This window comes from Psychrobacter sp. ANT206 (assembly GCF_056880555.1).
The window spans coordinates 88,806-105,185 of record NZ_CP096271.1 but is presented as its reverse complement, the minus strand read 5'-3'; the positions used below and the strand labels follow the sequence as shown (position 1 = coordinate 105,185).

Sequence of the window (16,380 nt, the reverse complement as noted above, 5' to 3'; positions counted from 1 at the left end):
AACGCTAACAACTATTGTTCAAGTATAAAAAAAGCCCCTGCACAGAACAGGGGCTTTTTTTATACTAATAGATGAATGCTTTAAACTTAAAATTTCAAATTAGACTTTACAAGTTAAATTTTAGAAGCCTGATAAATTTCATTAATCGAAGTGTTAATAGTATCAGCAAATTCTTGATCGCTTTGCTGCTTGCTCAAGCCTTCAGTAAAGGCACGCGAGAAGCTAGCAATCATACCCGGATTTTGCTTCAATTTTGCGCAGGCATCCGTGCGACTATAGCCGCCCGATAATGCCACGACTTTCAATACTTTTGGATGATCAATCAGTTCTTGATAAAATCCAGCTTCTTCAGGCAAGGTCAGCTTGAGCATCACTTGTTGCTCATCATTTAAGCGCTCAAGATTATGCAAAATACTGGTTTTAAGAATCAGCTCACAATCATACTTTTTCTCACTATTGATATCAATTTCTGGCTCAACGATCGGCATTAGACCCTTTGATAGGATTTGCTTTGCTACGTCAAACTGCTGTTGGACAACTAACTCAATGCCATCAACACTTGGCTCATAAATCACGGAGCGCATTTTAGTACCAAATACTGGATAGTTTTTTGCTTTGTCCAATAACAGATCTAGATTTGGCATCGGGCGCATGACTTGCACGCCATTCATACGCTCTGCTAAGCCTTTATCCACCTTTAAAAACGGGACGATTTGCTTGTCTTCCCATAAATAGTTGGCAGTGGGCTTGCCATTGACCGCGCGCTCCATAGTATCTTCAAACAAAATTGCACCAAGTACCCGCTCATTATCAAAGCAGTCGCACGTCATGATACGTGCTCGCATCTCGTGCACTTGGTCAAACATGGCTTCGTCATTATCATAGGCATCGCCCATAACCCCATAATTCTCTAACGCTTTTGGCGTGCTGCCACCACTTTGGTCAAGGGCTGCGATAAATCCTGAACCATTTTTGATACGTTGTAATTGCTTTTGGTATTCCATGGAAAGAGCATCCTATTTTATTTATTGAGGTCAAGTGTCACAAATGATATTTTTAGCTGATATTAGTTTAACTGTTCGTAGATAACCTTACCATAGGATGCTATATGTGCCTATAACTGAACGGCAAAAGCATTTATAAAATTGTTGTCATACCTATATTACGCCAAAGATATCTACGCCAAAAACAAGACTGCGACACAGCAAATCGCCAATAATAAACCCAATATATTGATACGGTTGAGTGATTCTTTAAATACTCCAACGCCTATAAGAGTAGCAACAGCAATCACACCAACGTTCATCCCAGTAAAGACGATACTTGGTGATTCTGACAATACTTGATGAGCGCGAATATAAGCATAAATATTACCCATATTTAGCACACCAAGTAATATCCCTGCTGCAAGTGCATTGCCCTGCCAGCGTACGCGCATGATGAGCAGATAAATCAACAATAGCAGACCTGCCAACCCAAAACTGACAAATAGTGTCAGTGGAAAGGCAGCACCTTGCTTAGCAACTTGTTTAAATAGAATATCAATAACGCCATAGCCTGCCCAGACGCCAAACAACCATAGCGGTGTATGTTTGGCTTGTTTGCTAATCTCACCCCGCTGCGGACGATAAATCAGCGCCCCGAGCGCCAAAAACCCAAGCAATAAGCCAAAAACGCGTATGCCTGTCAATACTTCACCAAATAATAAAAAAGCGGCGACAATAGGAATGATCAAGGACAGTCGCTGAGCGGCATCAGTAGCTACCATACCGACTGCTTCAATCGCGCGCCCGAGTATAATAAATACCGCAGGCAATAGTACACCAAGGCCGATAATAATTGCCCATGCTCCACCAAGGTCACTCATGCCACTGACATCTGGCTTCAATAAAAACCAAGTCAATAAAAAGGCGACCGGATAGCCGGCAACGATGGTTTGACGAATATCAATATCACGTTGGCGCAATATTTTAAGTAACACAGAGACGGCAACGCTACACAGCACTGCTATCGTTAAATACATCATAACTCTTTACCTTAGTCATCCATCATATCGAGGGTATATATCAGTGTTAATTTAAAAGGAGAGAAAATTATAGAAGGTAACAATATAGCTCATATCCAGCAAGCCATTTATTTTGACGGGTCATAAGATATGCAAATTAGTGTCTGCTGCGTTCAAATTACAATTAGCCTGTAAGCGTGAGGGTTAAGATTTGCTAAAATAGCACACTACTTACTCACTTATATAATGGCTCAAGATAGCGTCTATTCACGCTTATCTTGACGTATTGCTATTGCCTATGAACACTCTATTTCGCTTTTTTGAAAGTCGCCTACCTGCCTTCCCTGAAACACCGATGCCGCTACCCTCACCTCGTGATGGCATGCTGAAATTCTTGTGGGCATGTACTAATGGTCTACGCGGCTGGCTACTGCTATTTATGATTTTATCAGCCGGTATCGGTATTTACGAAGCCATGCTCTTTGCTTGGATTGGAAATATCGTTGACTGGCTTGGGGTTTATACCCCGCAAAATCTGTGGCTAGAAAAAGGTGACATGCTGCTGCTCATGCTGGCGGTGATGATTGTCAGCCCATTATGGATTGCCTTATCCTCATTTATCCATTTTCAAACCTTGCAAGGGGTATTCCCCATGCAGATGCGCTGGCGTTTTCATCAGCGTATGCTTGGTCAATCGATGCAGTTTTATCAAGATGAATTCTCCGGTCGTGTTTCTGCTAAAGTGATGCAAACGGCATTGGCAGTACGTGATACCGTTATGACAGTTACTGACATGTTTATGTATGTTGCGGTCTATTTTATTACTTCAGGTATCATTCTCTTCAATCTTGATAGCTTGCTACTGATCCCCTTTATCGCGTGGTTTGTATTAGTTTGGCTTGCGATGTGGTATTTCATACCTAAACTCAAACAGACGGCTATCGTACAAGCAGATGCGCGCGCCTTGATGACGGGGCGCATTACTGATGCCTACGCCAATATTATGACCGTCAAGCTTTTTAGTCACTCGCGCCGTGAGCTCAGTTACGCCAAAAACGCCATGGGGCAGTTTTTGGGTACCGTCCATGCACAAATGCGCTGGGTCAGCTATCTTGAGTTTTCAACGCATTTGATTAGTGTTGTTTTGGTCAGTAGTACTGCCGGTATTGGCTTGTATTTATGGCAACAAGAAGCCATTGGTGTCGGTGCTATTGCTGCTGCAACTGCCATGGCGCTACGCTTGAATGGTTTAACGCGTTGGATTATGTGGCAGACGGCAAGTTTGTTTGAAAGTATCGGTACGGTACAGGACGGTATGCGCACCTTATCTGCACCGCAAACCATCATTGACAAACCCCATGCACCAGCTTTAAAAGTCACAGAAGGTCGTATCGTCTTCGATCATGTCGACTTCAGTTATGAGAATGACAGCGATGATACAGACAATAACGATGGTGGAAATTTAAACGACGGTAACCTATCAGCCACGTCTACTATCAAACTTCTCGATAATTTTTACTTGGACATCAAACCCGGCGAAAAAATCGGTCTGGTTGGACGTTCAGGTGCCGGCAAATCCACCTTGGTCAATCTACTCTTACGCTTCTTTGATGTCGATAAAGGTAAAATCCTCATTGATGGTCAAGCGATTGATGAGGTGACCCAAGAGTCCTTACGTCAGCAAATCGGCATGGTGACCCAAGATACCTCTTTATTACATCGTACCGTACGCGAGAACATCGCTTATGGTCGTCCGGATGCCACTGATGAGCAGATTATCATCGCGGCAAAACAAGCTCAAGCATGGGACTTTATCAAAGATTTATATGATGATAAGGGCAACATGGGGCTTGATACTCAAGTGGGTGAACGCGGCGTCAAACTTTCGGGTGGGCAGCGTCAACGTATTGCCATCTCACGCGTTATGCTAAAAAACGCGCCTATTCTACTGTTAGATGAAGCCACCAGTGCGCTCGATTCTGAGATCGAATTTGCAATTACTGAAAGCTTAAACGATATTATGACTGGCAAGACAGTTATTGCCATCGCCCATCGCTTATCAACCATTGCCGCTCTTGATAGACTGGTTGTGATGGATAAAGGTCAAATTATTGAGCAAGGCAGCCATGATGAACTATTGAATCTACATGGTATCTATGCACGATTATGGCATCGCCAAAGCGGCGGCTTCTTAGGTGAAGACAGTTAATTAAAAGCGCTTTATTAAGAGCAACTTCTCACAGGGACGTGTTTATTTTATGGAAGCTTATACAAATCGCATCAACCTTGCTGGCAGACAGGCTCGCTATTATGACTTACAGCAACTACGCTCAGCCAATCAAACTAATTATAAACGTGCGCCTGCCCATTTCTATGGGGGTAACAGCTTTACCGTTGGTACCTATGCACCATTGTTAAATGAGCTGGCAGCCAGCTTTGAACTGAGCTCATTGGCATTACGCGGCTATTGGTATGATAAACCGCAAGCACGCCGCCTAACACGTGAGCAAGATGCTGAAATGCTGATTGAGTTTTTAGAAAAAACCCAAGATAAACCAGTTGTTGGCATTGGACATTCGCAGGGCGCAACTGCTACTGCAATAGCGGCAGCAAAGCGTCCAGAGCTTTTCTCAGAGCTCTATCTTATCGAGCCTGTTACCTTTACCAAAAAACAAGCAAGAATATATAATCTGTTGCCGCGGCAGTTTTTACTAAGCCAAGAACCCTTTAAAAGCACATTAACTAAGCAAACCACTTGGGCAAGTATTCAGGAATACTTCGATCACTTGCGGGCACAGAGAGCGTATCAACGTATCAGTGATGCTCACTTAAAAACCTTTGCTACACAAAGCTTGAGCGCTAACAATGACGATAGCTATACTCTGCTATTCTCACCAGAACAAGAGTTAGCTAATTATTTTGGTGCCCCTCATATTGATGCCGCACTCAAGAAATTAAGCTGCCCTTACACTTTGATTACTGGCAAACCCACCTTATTTATCAATCCAAAAGTGCGTAAACAATGGCACAAATTTGTTCCTGATAGCAGTATTATTTCCTTACCAGAGTATGGACATTTATTACCCATGGAGGCGCCAGAAATCTGCGCTCAAATTATCAATGAGCATTATCAGAGCAATAAATAAGCTGACCTATGACTGACCTTTTTGCGCCCAAACCGACTAACAATCTACTGCCTTATGACGGTCAGGTAAATGACTTAGGAATTGTGATCGATTATCCCAGCCCTTTATTTTATAACTTGGTGACTGAGTTACCTTGGCAAGAAGATATCGTTACTTTATTTGGCAAGACACATGTCACAACGCGTCAAATCGTTTGGATGGGTGATAGCAATATTGACTATCAGTACTCTGGTCATACGCGTCAAACCATACCTTGGACAGATACTGTGTTTCATGTGAAACATCATATCGAACAGAAATTATTAGATCTTGGAATTGATGCCAATTTTAATTCCTGCTTACTCAACTATTATCCTTCTGGTGAGGATGGTATGGGCTATCATGCCGATGATGAACGAGAGCTTGGTGAGCAACCAGTTATTGCTTCATTATCTCTTGGTGCTACGCGTAAATTTGTCTTTAAGCATAAAAAAACTCAAGATAAAGTTGAGCTTTATCTTGAGTCAGGTCAGCTAATTGTCATGCATGGTGATACTCAGAGCTTTTGGAAGCACAGTATTACCAAAACTAAAAAGGTAGCCACAGGGCGCATTAGCTTAACTTTTCGGCAAATATATCCAAATAATCGAAGCTAACCATTAGCTAAGTCTATTATCCAATCAACCTCGGCTCAACTGACTTTTAATACCAATTTGCCAAAGGCATCGCCTCTTTGCAGCTCATGATGGGCGGTAACGACTTCTGACAATGGATAGGTTTGTTGCAATCGTAAAGTCAGCTGCCCATCTGCCACCAGTTGTAGGACTCGTGCCATATCTTCACCATTACGCTGAGCCGCATAACCTTCAACGCTTAGATTTTTTTGACTGCCTGCTTCTTTGAGTTTATCTACCCAGATCGTTGGCAGAACATATACCCGTCCAGACTCTTTGACAACGTCTAGCGCCCTTACACCCGCTTCATCACCGACCAAATCCAATAAGACGTCGGCTTGCAGCTCAGGGAACAGATCATTTTTGGTGTAGTCAATCCAGCCTGTAAGCTGGCTAGTATCTATCAAGCTATCCAGTTTTTTATACTTTTCTGCTGAGCAAATAAGCGTAACTTTGATATTATGTTTAGCGATTTTTTTCATCAAAAGCTGTATCAATAGATGACCAACACCGCCTGCTGGGGCATTCATCACTACATGCTCGCCCTCTTTGATATCAGCAAACTCAACAAACTGTAGCGCCGTTTGTCCGATACAAGGTAATGCGCCTGCCTGCTCTAAGGTGACAGCTTCAGGTACACGTGCCAGCATTTTAGCATCAACAGCGACATATTCAGCATAGCATCCACCGTTAAAAGTTAATGCTGCGACTCTATCACCAACAGCAAATTTCGTACTTTGACTGTCAACCACTGTGCCTGACATATCAAAACCCAAAATCGCTGGTTGATTATGATCAAACTTATCTTTTTGGATGTTGGTAGCGCCCCAGCCTTTACCTTGACGAGTTTTATAATCGACTGGATTGATACCGGCGTAAGCAACTTTTACCAGCACTTGAGCATCTGTCAACTCAGGTACGGCAACATCATCTTGGTATATCATGACTTCAGGTTCACCAAACTCACGTATGAGTACGGCATTTTGAGTCATTGGTATGCTTTTATCAGACATTGTTTATCATCCTTGTTTATTTTAGTTTAGCGTTCTTTATTCCATTAATAATTTTTACTCTATAGCAACGCCAGTTCTGCACTCAAAGGCAGATGGTCAGACAGGGTTGACCACGGTTTACCCGTATGTACCCAAGCATCCTTTATTCTGAGATTACGGACATAGATACGGTCTAAGCTCAATACAGGTAGCTTTGCTGGAAAGGTAGGCAGCAGCTTGCCGTGACAATGTTTAAAAGCTTCCGTCATACCCAAGCTTGATGCCAATCTATCACAAGACATTTTTTTCCAGTCATTAAAATCGCCGGCCAAAATTAGTGGCTGGTCAGGGGCAATCTCATCTCGGACATAGTTAGAAATCGCTTCATATTGCTTGATACGATCGCGCTCAAATAGGTTTAAATGGGCGCATAAAACCACCACTGGCACCTCCCAACCTACCGGCTGCACTTCACAGTGCAAAACCCCGCGCTGCTCAAGCTTATTGACCGTAATATTGACGTTGTGCTTGGGATCAAGTGGAAATCGGCTCAACACCGCATTGCCATGATGGCCGTTATCGTACTCTGAATTTTTGCCATAACTGTTTTCTAGTTGCAGATATTCACCAAACCATTCGTGCTGAGACTGGTCAGGGTACTCGTTGTATTGAATATTGCGCTTAAGGTTTTGCCCCTGTACTTCTTGTAGACAGAGTATGTCCGAACCAATAATATCAAGTGCTTGGGCGATACCCTGAACTTTGACCTGGCGATTCATCGGCGACATGCCTTTATGAATGTTATAACTTGTGAGTACAAAAGAGGTGGTATTAGTCATAATGGTAGTAGTCATAAACTCAGTATTTATAGAGTAGATATTGAATATGGTCAGCTCAAAATAAAAAATAATCGTTTGAAATAGAATCGAGGCACTAGAAAACCATACATATAAAAAGAGCATTGGCTCATACTGAACCAATGCTCTCATACTATACCTATGTGCTATCAATGACCAATGGCTAATTCGTTACTGAGCCTATGTCATCTATTAATAGCGGGTGACAAGAGCAATGGGTTGGTCTGCATTCATAATATCTTGTGGCATAAAGACCGCTTTACCGCCATTATGAATGACATGCTCAATGATTTCACCAATAGCATCATCAGTGATACCTTCTGCACTTGAGTCGTCCGCAAGACTTAGCGTTTGCGCTTTTTCATCAATTTTGGCTGGTTGAATATAGCCACGGCGGACATACAAGGTATCGCCTATACCCTGAAAAGCACTGCGATAGACTTCTTGCAAATCAGTCTGTAGTTTGTTTGCCCCGCGCGCTTTATCAATCTCGCCCAGTGCCGCTTGGTGTAAGGAGGTACGATAACCTTCTACTGCTTCTTGTACACTGTTGATGACATGCTGTGCACCACCCTCATCTAGATTGGTGGCATTTGATACCGTAGCGATGATATTATCCGGACGGTCACAAACATCTTTATAGTAGCCAATATTTTTGCTATCACCGACTACGACTAGCGGCATTTTATGCTCGCCCCACAGCTCTTGAACACTCTTATCTACTTGGTTAAAGAACTCTTTTAACGCACTACTCTCATTATTCGCTGAGCGATCTGATCCGCCATCGCTTGTCGTATGAAGTCCATTATTGTCGATAGGAAAAGGAATGTTTTCCATATTATTTTGGGCAGTATCGTCTAGATCGAACTCTCGTATCACGCGATCATTAGAGGCTTCAATTAAACGTGCCTTATCACGAGTCAATACCAAAGTATAATAATGCACAGCGCTTGCCATATCACGCACTAAATCACGGGTCGCAAAACGATGTGAGATAACCACGCGCTCAGTGGTATCAATAGGCATACGGATCACTTGCACATCGTCAGTACTAGCAAAAATAGCTAAGGTATCTAGATTAAGATTATGATTCAGCTCTTTGGTCTTAGCATGGATATTGTCTAAGATAGTGGTTGCCGTACGCTTGTCATACTCATTGGTGAGACGTTCTTCAACGACTTTTAATTGGTTTTTTAGGGCAATAGGATCTTTGTCATTAGCAGGGTGTTCGCGGTGTGTTTTGACAAAAATACTGACTGCTGGATTCGCCTTTGTCTCGCGTAAGCTTTTAAGAGTTGCTTTCATTTAATACTCCTTGTTTTATGACTATAAATTTCCAATACTACTTTTGGTACGCCTTGCCTGTTACTTATTCTAGATTTTTGCGGTCAGGCGAATGCATACTCTTAATAACATAGCATGCTTAACAGGCTATTCATACTACAGCACTATTAACGCCCGTTATCCTATTACACTACCAACTTGACCACACAAGCTATAGGGTTAATTTGCAAGCAAATGATGATGCTTTGTAAATAATATCAACGCTTGCCACAATAACCTTAATAACAGTAGCCTTAATAAAGGTCACTTGATTAACAGCTTAGCAGAGCTCAAGCTTCCAGCTTGTATTTTCACCGATGAAGACCCATCATTTAAATATTACAATGCTGATTATTAACAATGGTTATCGATACACCATAATAATTAACCTCACATCAAGCTATTTAACTTTGAGAAACCTTGATATTAATATATCTTTAAAATATAAACAGTAACGCCTATTAATCATTTGAACGATTTGAATAATTACGCCAAATTAAACCCTTTTATCTATCAAATTCATTATTTATAACGGAACCTTTTATGACCTCTATTTCTTCAAAGTTACATCTTGTCGATTTTGCCGATACTGCACCAAGCACTTTACAACAGCAAGTAATCAGCGCCATTGACACGGCTAATGCGTTTTTAGATGAGTTGACGGTGTGTACAGATAGCAAGGATACGTCTACCTCGATAGACGCTGAGCAAGCGCTAATTGATATAAAAAACTTTGACCACATCAATTTGGCATTGGATCGAAGTTGGGGCATTTTGTCGCATCTGAATAGTGTCATGAGTAATGATGAGATCCGCCATGTCCATCATGAGCTGTTACCAAAGCTATCAGCTTACGGTACGCGCGTTGGGCAGCATCAGCCGCTATTTAGTCGTTATCAAGCGATTGTCAATGATAAAGCTTTCTTCGCAGCGCTTGAGCCGGCACGAGCACGAGCTATTGAGCTTGCGCTACGTAGCTTTGAGTTATCAGGAGTCGCATTACCAAAAGCTGAGCAAGATAAATTTGCGGCTATTCAAAGTAAGCTATCTACGTTATCAGCCACTTTCTCAGACCATGTTTTAGACGCCACTCAAGCTTATGCGTTGCCGCTTAAAACAGAGCAGTTAGCAGGTTTGACTGAAAGTGGTTTGGCATTAATAGCCGATGCTGGTGAGCAGTACAAAACAAGCCAGCTTGCAAATGGTTCGCTCACGCAAACAGAGATTGATACCTTATCGACGCCTTATTATGTGGCAAGCTTAAATATTCCTGTGTATCTTGCCATCATGACCCATGCCGATGATCGCAACTTACGCGAGACGTTATATCGTGCCTATGTCACTCGCGCCTCTGAGTTTGATGAGCATACTAATGCTAAAGGTCAGTCTCTAAATAACGCAAATATCATGAGTGAGATTTTGCAGTTACGTGAACAAAAAGCCAGACTATTGGGTTTTCATAACTATGCAGAGGTATCGCTATCGACCAAAATGGCAGACAGCGTGGCAGAAGTAGAAACTTTTTTACGTGATTTAGCAGTTCAAGCAACGCCAACTGCTGCGCAAGATTTGGTGCAATTGCAAAAATATGCGCAAGATTACGGTATTGAAGATTTGCAGCCGTGGGACAGTGCTTATATCGCCGAAAAGGTCAAACAAAGCGAGTTCAGCTTATCACAAGAAGAGATTCGCCCGTACTTCCCATTACCAAAAGTGATTAGCGGGTTATTTGCTATCGTTGAGCGTTTATACGGTATCAAAGTACAAGAGCAAAATGAATCCGTATCACGCTGGCATGATGAGGTGCGTTTTTATCAGTTATTTGATGCTGATGATAACTTGCTTGGGGGTTTTTATTTTGATTTATTTGCCCGTAGTGGTAAACGCGGCGGCGCCTGGATGAGTGGCTTTCAGTCTCGTTATAGTTATGAAGAGCAAAACCACCAACAGCTACCAGTGTGCTTTATGGTCGGTAACTTCACCCCAGCACTCGATGGTAAGCCAAGCTTATTGACTCATGATGAAGTTGTCACCTTGTTTCATGAGTTTGGTCACGGTTTACATCATCTGTTGACTCAAGTAACGATAGGTGATGTTGCTGGCGTCAATGGCGTAGAATGGGATGCCGTCGAGCTGCCAAGCCAGTTTATGGAGAACTGGGCGTGGGACGCGGAAGGTATTGCTCTTATTAGCAGTCATGTCGAAACTGGCACGCCATTACCAAAAGAGAAACTCGATGCGCTATTGGCAGTCAAAAACTTCCAAAGTGGTTTGCAAACGCTCCGTCAAATCGAATTTGCTTTGTTTGATTTGTTGATTCATGCGCACACGCCAGCGCTTAATTATGAAGGTATCTTGACTACGCTTAACAGCGTACGTAATGATATTGCCATTTTACAGACGCCTGTTTACAACCGCTTTGCCAATGGCTTTAGTCACATTTTTGCTGGTGGTTATGCCGCTGGTTATTATTCTTATAAATGGGCAGAGCTGTTGTCTGCTGATGCTTTTAGTAAATTTGAAGAAGACGGCATTTTTAATCCCATCACAGGTAAAGCCTTCCGTGAGACTATTTTATCAGTGGGCGGTAGTTTTCCAGCTAAGGTGAATTTTGAAAATTTCCGTGGTCGTAGCGCCAGTATTGATGCTTTGCTACGTCATAGCGGTTTTTCTGATACTAAAGACCAGACTAAAAGTAGTACGGCTGCCAATGCCTCAATAACACGCGAGGTGATTTAAATGCGCTATCAATCAACGCGTCCAAAGCGGCAGTTTTTAGCGGGCGTTCGCTGCCCGAAATGTCAAGTCATGGATGCGGTAGTACAAGTCAATATCGTTGTGCCAGCGCCTGATGAATATATTGAATGTACGCTATGCGGGCATACTGAACATCGCCCTGATCCTGATGAGATCAGCGCAAAGAACCATCTTGAAGACCAATTAACTCGTGACGCCATGATTACCGGAACCAGTGGGACGGTCAAATTCAAAGAATAACTCTTTATATTTGCCGATCAGACAGTCATATCTCATGATTGCTATGAACAATGCTGTATTTAATCGCCCTTCTATCAATAGATGGGCTTTTTTATTTCGAGTTTGCTATAGTATGGCAGGATATCTTTAACCTAAATTGAACGTAGTATGAAAAGCAAAAAAATGCGTCCTTTCTCCCATAAAGTCTCAAAAAAATCTACCCATTCTGCTAAGTCACGCCAAAAATGGTGGTTTGGTATTTTATTAATTGTGCTGTTAATCGGTTATTTCGTTTGGAAAGGCACGGTACCTCAATCTAATCAGAGCTCTGCTGAAAATTTGCCAGTGACTTCCGAACAAGATAAGCCTACACAGATTGCTTCTGTACCATTAGAAGATGACGTTAATAATATTATTGATGATGAAAATCAAGGTAGCGCTAGCATGACGGATTCTGATATCTCAGATCCCAAATCTATCTTAGAAGCCCCATTACCAAAAACGAACAGCTTAGCCAAAGAAGAGATTGATCGTTTAGAAGATGAACGTAAGCGCTTAGCCGAACAAGAAAAGCTCGCTGCTGAACAGATTGCCATGACCAAACAATTAACTGAACTAAAAGCTCAAGAAATCGCATTACTTGAGCAACAAATTGCCCAATTAGAGGCTGATACTGCGGTTAAAACCACCACTAATTAGCAGTTATCGCCAAATAATGTATGCTTTTATTCAGGGGTTGATGATGGCATCTTTGCAACTCACTCATAATCCTATTTTAAATAGCAGCGCTCAGCTGCTCATACTTCCTGTTAATAGCGCTGGTCTCCTTTTAGATCCTATTTTGACTCGCGCAAAAACCCTATATCCTGATAATTATCAAAGTTACTATCGTGCGTGCCGTGATGGTAGCTTAATGGTTGGTAGCTGTTTATTGCATAAACGCATACGTGAGCAAGCTGGGCTTAGTGTCAGTAGTAATGGCAACCAACCCAGTTATATTGCTAACCTTGTTATATCAGATCACTCTCATCATCCAGTAAGAGTACGCTGGTTGACGGCAGCTTTAATCGATTTACGACAACAACTGACAACGCTGATACGCTATCAAGGTATCCGTCATATTGCTTTTCTCGCACGTCCAATTATTTACAACCATCCACGCAATGAAGCCAATCCTTTGACCAATGAGTCTCTTATAACAAATGCGCTTCCATTAGATTGGCATATTGATATATTGCCTCTCATAGCCCATTATTTAGCAAATTTACCTAAGCTTCGCATTGATATCCATGTACCTAAAGACGTTGCCATATAGCATATTTTCTAATTTTAGTTATATTTTACGTCCATAAAAAAACCGCCTTGAGCACTCATAATAAGTGATTCAAGGCGGTTCTTTAAATATTAACGCTATCAAATATCAAGCATTAGCTCTGCTCAATACCTTTCATAGTCAACTTGATACGACCACGATTATCAACGTCTTGAACCAATACTTTAACGATTTGACCTTCTTTTAGATAGTCAGATACATTCTCTACGCGCTCGTCTGCGATTTGCGAGATATGGACGAGACCATCAGTATTTGGCAATACGTTAATAAAGGCTCCGAAGTCAACGATACGAGCAACCGTACCTTCGTAAGTTTTACCTACTTCAACTTCTGCCGTGATTGCTTCAATTTTAGCGATCGCTGCTTTGGTTGCCGCTTTATTTTCACCAAAGATACGGATGGTACCAGCATCATCAATGTCGATAACCGCGCCAGTTTCTTCCGTTAGCTGACGAATCGTTGCGCCGCCTTTACCGATAACATCACGGATTTTATCCGGATTGATCTCAATTACGGCATAGTTAGGTGCATGAGCATTGATTTCAGTACGACTTTCAGGCAATACTTTGTTCATCGCATCTAGGATATGGATACGACCAGCATGAGCTTGTTTTAACGCTTGCTCCATGATATCTGGGGTAATACCTTCGATTTTAATGTCCATCTGTAGAGCAGTAATACCGTCTTTAGAACCAGCGACTTTAAAGTCCATATCGCCAAGATGATCTTCATCACCTAAGATGTCAGACAATACAGCAAAGCGCTCGCCTTCTTTAACCAGACCCATGGCAATACCAGCAACCGGTGCTTTAATTGGCACACCAGCGTCCATCAATGCCAAACTTGCACCACAAACAGAGGCCATAGACGATGAACCATTTGATTCAGTGATCTCAGAAACCACACGGATAACATATGGGAAGCGATCGCTATCAGGCAGCATCGCTTGTACACCACGGCGTGCTAGACGACCATGACCGATTTCACGACGTTTAGGAATGCCTTCACGACCCGTTTCGCCTACTGAGAAATGCGGGAAGTTATAATGCAACATGAAATGGTCACGAATGGTACCCGCTAGCGAGTCAATCATATTGACGTCACGAGTATTACCAAGGGTAGTCGTTACTAATGCTTGGGTTTCACCACGTGTAAACAATGCTGAACCATGAGTAAATGGTAATACGCCCACTTGTACATCAAGGGCACGAACGGTTTCTAAATCACGACCGTCAATACGTGGCTTGCCTGACAAGATATTGTCACGAACGGTACGATATTTTAGATCGTTATAGATTTCTTTAAGCTCAGCAACATTATTGCTATACGCTTCTGATTCAGCATCACCAGCAAGAGCAGCAAGGGCAGCGTCTTTGATTTCGTCAAGTTTCGCATAACGAGCTTGCTTATCAGTAACGGTATAAGCGTCAGATACTTGCGTACCGAACTGCTCTTTCATGCTGGTCTCTAATGCTTGATCGCGTACAGGAGCAGTATATTGTTGCTTAGCAGTACCAATTTCTTCTGCCATTGATGCAATGTTATCGATAACGATTTGCTGCTGCTGATGACCGTATAAGACCGCACCTAGCATTTGATCTTCTGATAGCTCTGCAGCTTCAGACTCAACCATCAATACCGCAGACTTGGTACCAGCGACGACCAAGTCAAGATCACTTTCTTTAAGCTCTTCAAGGGTCGGGTTCAGTACGTATTCGCCATTGACAAAACCAACACGCGCCGCAGCAACAGGACCATTGAACGGAGCATCAGAGATAGCTAACGCTGCTGAAGCACCGATTAGTGCTGCAATATCCGCTGATTGAGTTTTGTCAGATGACACAACCGTCGCTGTGATTTGAATCTCGTTTACATAGCCTTCAGGGAATAGTGGACGGATTGGGCGGTCAATCAGACGCGAGGTTAAGGTTTCAGACTCGCTCGCGCGACCTTCACGTTTGCCGTAAGCACCTGGAATTTTACCTGCTGCGTACATTTTTTCTTGGTAGTTTACGGTCAATGGAAAGAAGTTTTGACCTTCTTTAGCATCAGACTTTACAACCGCTGCTACCAATACAGTAACGCCGCCCATGTGGACTAAAATCGAGTTGGCTTGACGCGCAATACGTCCTGTTTCGATAACAACTTGCTGGTTACCGTATTGGAATTCACGCTTAATGGTATTAAACATTGTCATATAATTTTCCTAATATTGACTGACGAAATAATATCAGCACAAAAAACACTGATATCTGTCATTAAAATTCTTTGTATATAGCTTCTAATTGACTGTCTTTACAGTTATAAATCCTGTCTATCGAAACTATTATTATCAAATATTTATCTTATGCTACTGGCTTGTCTAGCTCGCTTAGCCCTGCATATTGGTTAATGCTAAAATTCGGTTTGCTATAACGATCATTTGGATTTTTATAGCATCAAAACCACTCCATCTATGGAGGCTTTTAACTACTTTACCTATGCATGTTTATCTATCATAAACAGTGCAAAAAACGACTAAGGCATTATTTTACAGTGATTTATGGTCATTGACCAACCTAATGCACTACTATCTATTTCTTAATAACTAGTTAAATATAAGCTTTTGTTTCTGTACTTAAACTCATACCATACTGATAAGCATAAAAAAACGGCGTGAAACTATTCCACACCGTTTTTAGAAAAATCTATTTTATCGATATCAACAAGCAAGTTCCAAATAGCTGCGCAAAAAATCTAAAATACTTCCCAGTTAAGGCATATCTCGTTTTAGCAACCATTTGTACTACTGTCGTCAAATTAACGACGTAGACCTAACTGGCTAATAAGGGTGGTATAGCGACCAAGATCTTTACCTTTTAAGTAATCAAGCAGTTTACGACGGGTATTAACCATACGGATAAGACCACGGCGGCTATGGTGATCCGCTTTGTGTGCTTTAAAATGGTTTTGTAGATCGTTGATGCGAGCACTTAACAAAGCTACTTGAACTTCTGGTGAACCAGTGTCACTTTCACCACGTTGGTATTGAGCAATGATTTGTTCGCGATCGGCATTAGTTAGCATAAATCTCTCCGGCAATGCTAAGAGCACCA

The 16,380-nt window shown here is 42.1% G+C and carries 14 protein-coding genes; 7 read left to right on the top strand and 7 right to left on the bottom strand.

Going from position 1 to position 16,380, the window contains the following annotated elements; all coding sequences use genetic code 11:
• Window positions 1-113 precede the first annotated feature (113 nt).
• Together M0221_RS00455 and M0221_RS00450 are read right to left on the bottom strand one after the other, a co-directional pair.
• The gene (locus M0221_RS00455; protein ID WP_483284028.1) at window positions 114-1,004 is read right to left on the bottom strand and encodes a fructose bisphosphate aldolase; all 891 of its coding nucleotides are present in this window, start codon (window positions 1,002-1,004) and stop codon (window positions 114-116) included.
• A gap of 173 nt (window positions 1,005-1,177) precedes the next feature.
• Complete coding sequence (locus tag M0221_RS00450) at window positions 1,178-2,026, bottom strand: EamA/RhaT family transporter (protein WP_440825672.1); 849 nt, start codon at window positions 2,024-2,026, stop codon at window positions 1,178-1,180.
• A gap of 277 nt (window positions 2,027-2,303) precedes the next feature.
• Between M0221_RS00450 and M0221_RS00445 the strand changes: the two genes are divergently transcribed.
• From M0221_RS00445 to M0221_RS00435, 3 genes are read left to right on the top strand one after another with little or no spacing between them, the layout of a single operon-like run.
• Window positions 2,304-4,214 carry an ABC transporter ATP-binding protein gene (locus tag M0221_RS00445; RefSeq protein WP_483284027.1) on the top strand — a complete coding sequence of 637 codons (1,911 nt, stop codon included), beginning with the start codon at window positions 2,304-2,306 and terminating at the stop codon, window positions 4,212-4,214.
• 49 nt (window positions 4,215-4,263) lie between these two features.
• Window positions 4,264-5,151, top strand: coding sequence for an alpha/beta fold hydrolase (locus M0221_RS00440; RefSeq protein ID WP_483284026.1), 888 nt, complete (start codon window positions 4,264-4,266; stop codon window positions 5,149-5,151).
• 8 nt (window positions 5,152-5,159) lie between these two features.
• Window positions 5,160-5,786, top strand: a complete 627-nt coding sequence (locus tag M0221_RS00435; protein ID WP_483284025.1) for an alpha-ketoglutarate-dependent dioxygenase AlkB family protein — start codon at window positions 5,160-5,162, stop codon at window positions 5,784-5,786.
• 35 nt (window positions 5,787-5,821) lie between these two features.
• Here M0221_RS00435 and M0221_RS00430 read toward each other — a convergent pair whose 3' ends face one another.
• The 3 genes from M0221_RS00430 to M0221_RS00420 all read right to left on the bottom strand — a co-directional run bounded on the left by M0221_RS00430 (window position 5,822) and on the right by M0221_RS00420 (window position 8,958).
• Entirely contained in the window at window positions 5,822-6,817 is a 996-nt protein-coding gene (locus tag M0221_RS00430; protein WP_483284024.1) for an NADP-dependent oxidoreductase, read from the bottom strand.
• Window positions 6,818-6,876: 59 nt separating this feature from the next.
• Window positions 6,877-7,650: an endonuclease/exonuclease/phosphatase family protein gene (locus M0221_RS00425; RefSeq protein WP_011512461.1), complete on the bottom strand. Its 774-nt coding sequence runs from the start codon at window positions 7,648-7,650 to the stop codon at window positions 6,877-6,879.
• Window positions 7,651-7,845: 195 nt separating this feature from the next.
• Window positions 7,846-8,958: an AOC03_06830 family ribosome hibernation factor gene (locus M0221_RS00420; protein WP_011512460.1), complete on the bottom strand. Its 1,113-nt coding sequence runs from the start codon at window positions 8,956-8,958 to the stop codon at window positions 7,846-7,848.
• A 561-nt stretch (window positions 8,959-9,519) separates the two neighbouring features.
• On the opposite strand from M0221_RS00420, the gene M0221_RS00415 reads away from it, so the two are divergent.
• From M0221_RS00415 to M0221_RS00400, 4 genes are all read left to right on the top strand, one after another.
• Window positions 9,520-11,715 (top strand): M3 family metallopeptidase, encoded by a 2,196-nt coding sequence (locus M0221_RS00415; protein WP_483284023.1) that lies wholly within the window; start codon window positions 9,520-9,522, stop codon window positions 11,713-11,715.
• A complete protein-coding gene (locus M0221_RS00410) occupies window positions 11,716-11,973 on the top strand; it encodes a YheV family putative zinc ribbon protein (protein WP_133103969.1) in 258 nt (85 codons plus the stop codon).
• Window positions 11,974-12,120: 147 nt separating this feature from the next.
• Window positions 12,121-12,651 carry a hypothetical protein gene (locus M0221_RS00405; protein ID WP_483284022.1) on the top strand — a complete coding sequence of 177 codons (531 nt, stop codon included), beginning with the start codon at window positions 12,121-12,123 and terminating at the stop codon, window positions 12,649-12,651.
• A 43-nt stretch (window positions 12,652-12,694) separates the two neighbouring features.
• Entirely contained in the window at window positions 12,695-13,267 is a 573-nt protein-coding gene (locus M0221_RS00400; protein WP_483284021.1) for a macro domain-containing protein, read from the top strand.
• Window positions 13,268-13,379: 112 nt separating this feature from the next.
• Here the strand turns inward: M0221_RS00400 and pnp are convergent, their stop codons facing one another.
• Window positions 13,380-15,482, bottom strand: coding sequence for a polyribonucleotide nucleotidyltransferase (gene pnp, locus M0221_RS00395; RefSeq protein ID WP_483284020.1), 2,103 nt, complete (start codon window positions 15,480-15,482; stop codon window positions 13,380-13,382).
• A 602-nt stretch (window positions 15,483-16,084) separates the two neighbouring features.
• Entirely contained in the window at window positions 16,085-16,351 is a 267-nt protein-coding gene (rpsO, locus tag M0221_RS00390; protein WP_011512454.1) for a 30S ribosomal protein S15, read from the bottom strand.
• Window positions 16,352-16,380: the final 29 nt, after the last annotated feature.

What these genes read in the sequence shown, in the direction of transcription:
- M0221_RS00455 (WP_483284028.1), bottom strand. Translation starts at nt 1,004, where the DNA reads ATGGAATACCAAAAGCAATTACAACGTATCAAAAATGGTTCAGGATTT.
- M0221_RS00450 (WP_440825672.1), bottom strand. Translation starts at nt 2,026, where the DNA reads ATGATGTATTTAACGATAGCAGTGCTGTGTAGCGTTGCCGTCTCTGTG.
- M0221_RS00445 (WP_483284027.1), top strand. Translation starts at nt 2,304, where the DNA reads ATGAACACTCTATTTCGCTTTTTTGAAAGTCGCCTACCTGCCTTCCCT.
- M0221_RS00440 (WP_483284026.1), top strand. Translation starts at nt 4,264, where the DNA reads ATGGAAGCTTATACAAATCGCATCAACCTTGCTGGCAGACAGGCTCGC.
- M0221_RS00435 (WP_483284025.1), top strand. Translation starts at nt 5,160, where the DNA reads ATGACTGACCTTTTTGCGCCCAAACCGACTAACAATCTACTGCCTTAT.
- M0221_RS00430 (WP_483284024.1), bottom strand. Translation starts at nt 6,817, where the DNA reads ATGTCTGATAAAAGCATACCAATGACTCAAAATGCCGTACTCATACGT.
- M0221_RS00425 (WP_011512461.1), bottom strand. Translation starts at nt 7,650, where the DNA reads ATGACTACTACCATTATGACTAATACCACCTCTTTTGTACTCACAAGT.
- M0221_RS00420 (WP_011512460.1), bottom strand. Translation starts at nt 8,958, where the DNA reads ATGAAAGCAACTCTTAAAAGCTTACGCGAGACAAAGGCGAATCCAGCA.
- M0221_RS00415 (WP_483284023.1), top strand. Translation starts at nt 9,520, where the DNA reads ATGACCTCTATTTCTTCAAAGTTACATCTTGTCGATTTTGCCGATACT.
- M0221_RS00410 (WP_133103969.1), top strand. Translation starts at nt 11,716, where the DNA reads ATGCGCTATCAATCAACGCGTCCAAAGCGGCAGTTTTTAGCGGGCGTT.
- M0221_RS00405 (WP_483284022.1), top strand. Translation starts at nt 12,121, where the DNA reads ATGAAAAGCAAAAAAATGCGTCCTTTCTCCCATAAAGTCTCAAAAAAA.
- M0221_RS00400 (WP_483284021.1), top strand. Translation starts at nt 12,695, where the DNA reads ATGGCATCTTTGCAACTCACTCATAATCCTATTTTAAATAGCAGCGCT.
- pnp (WP_483284020.1), bottom strand. Translation starts at nt 15,482, where the DNA reads ATGACAATGTTTAATACCATTAAGCGTGAATTCCAATACGGTAACCAG.
- rpsO (WP_011512454.1), bottom strand. Translation starts at nt 16,351, where the DNA reads ATGCTAACTAATGCCGATCGCGAACAAATCATTGCTCAATACCAACGT.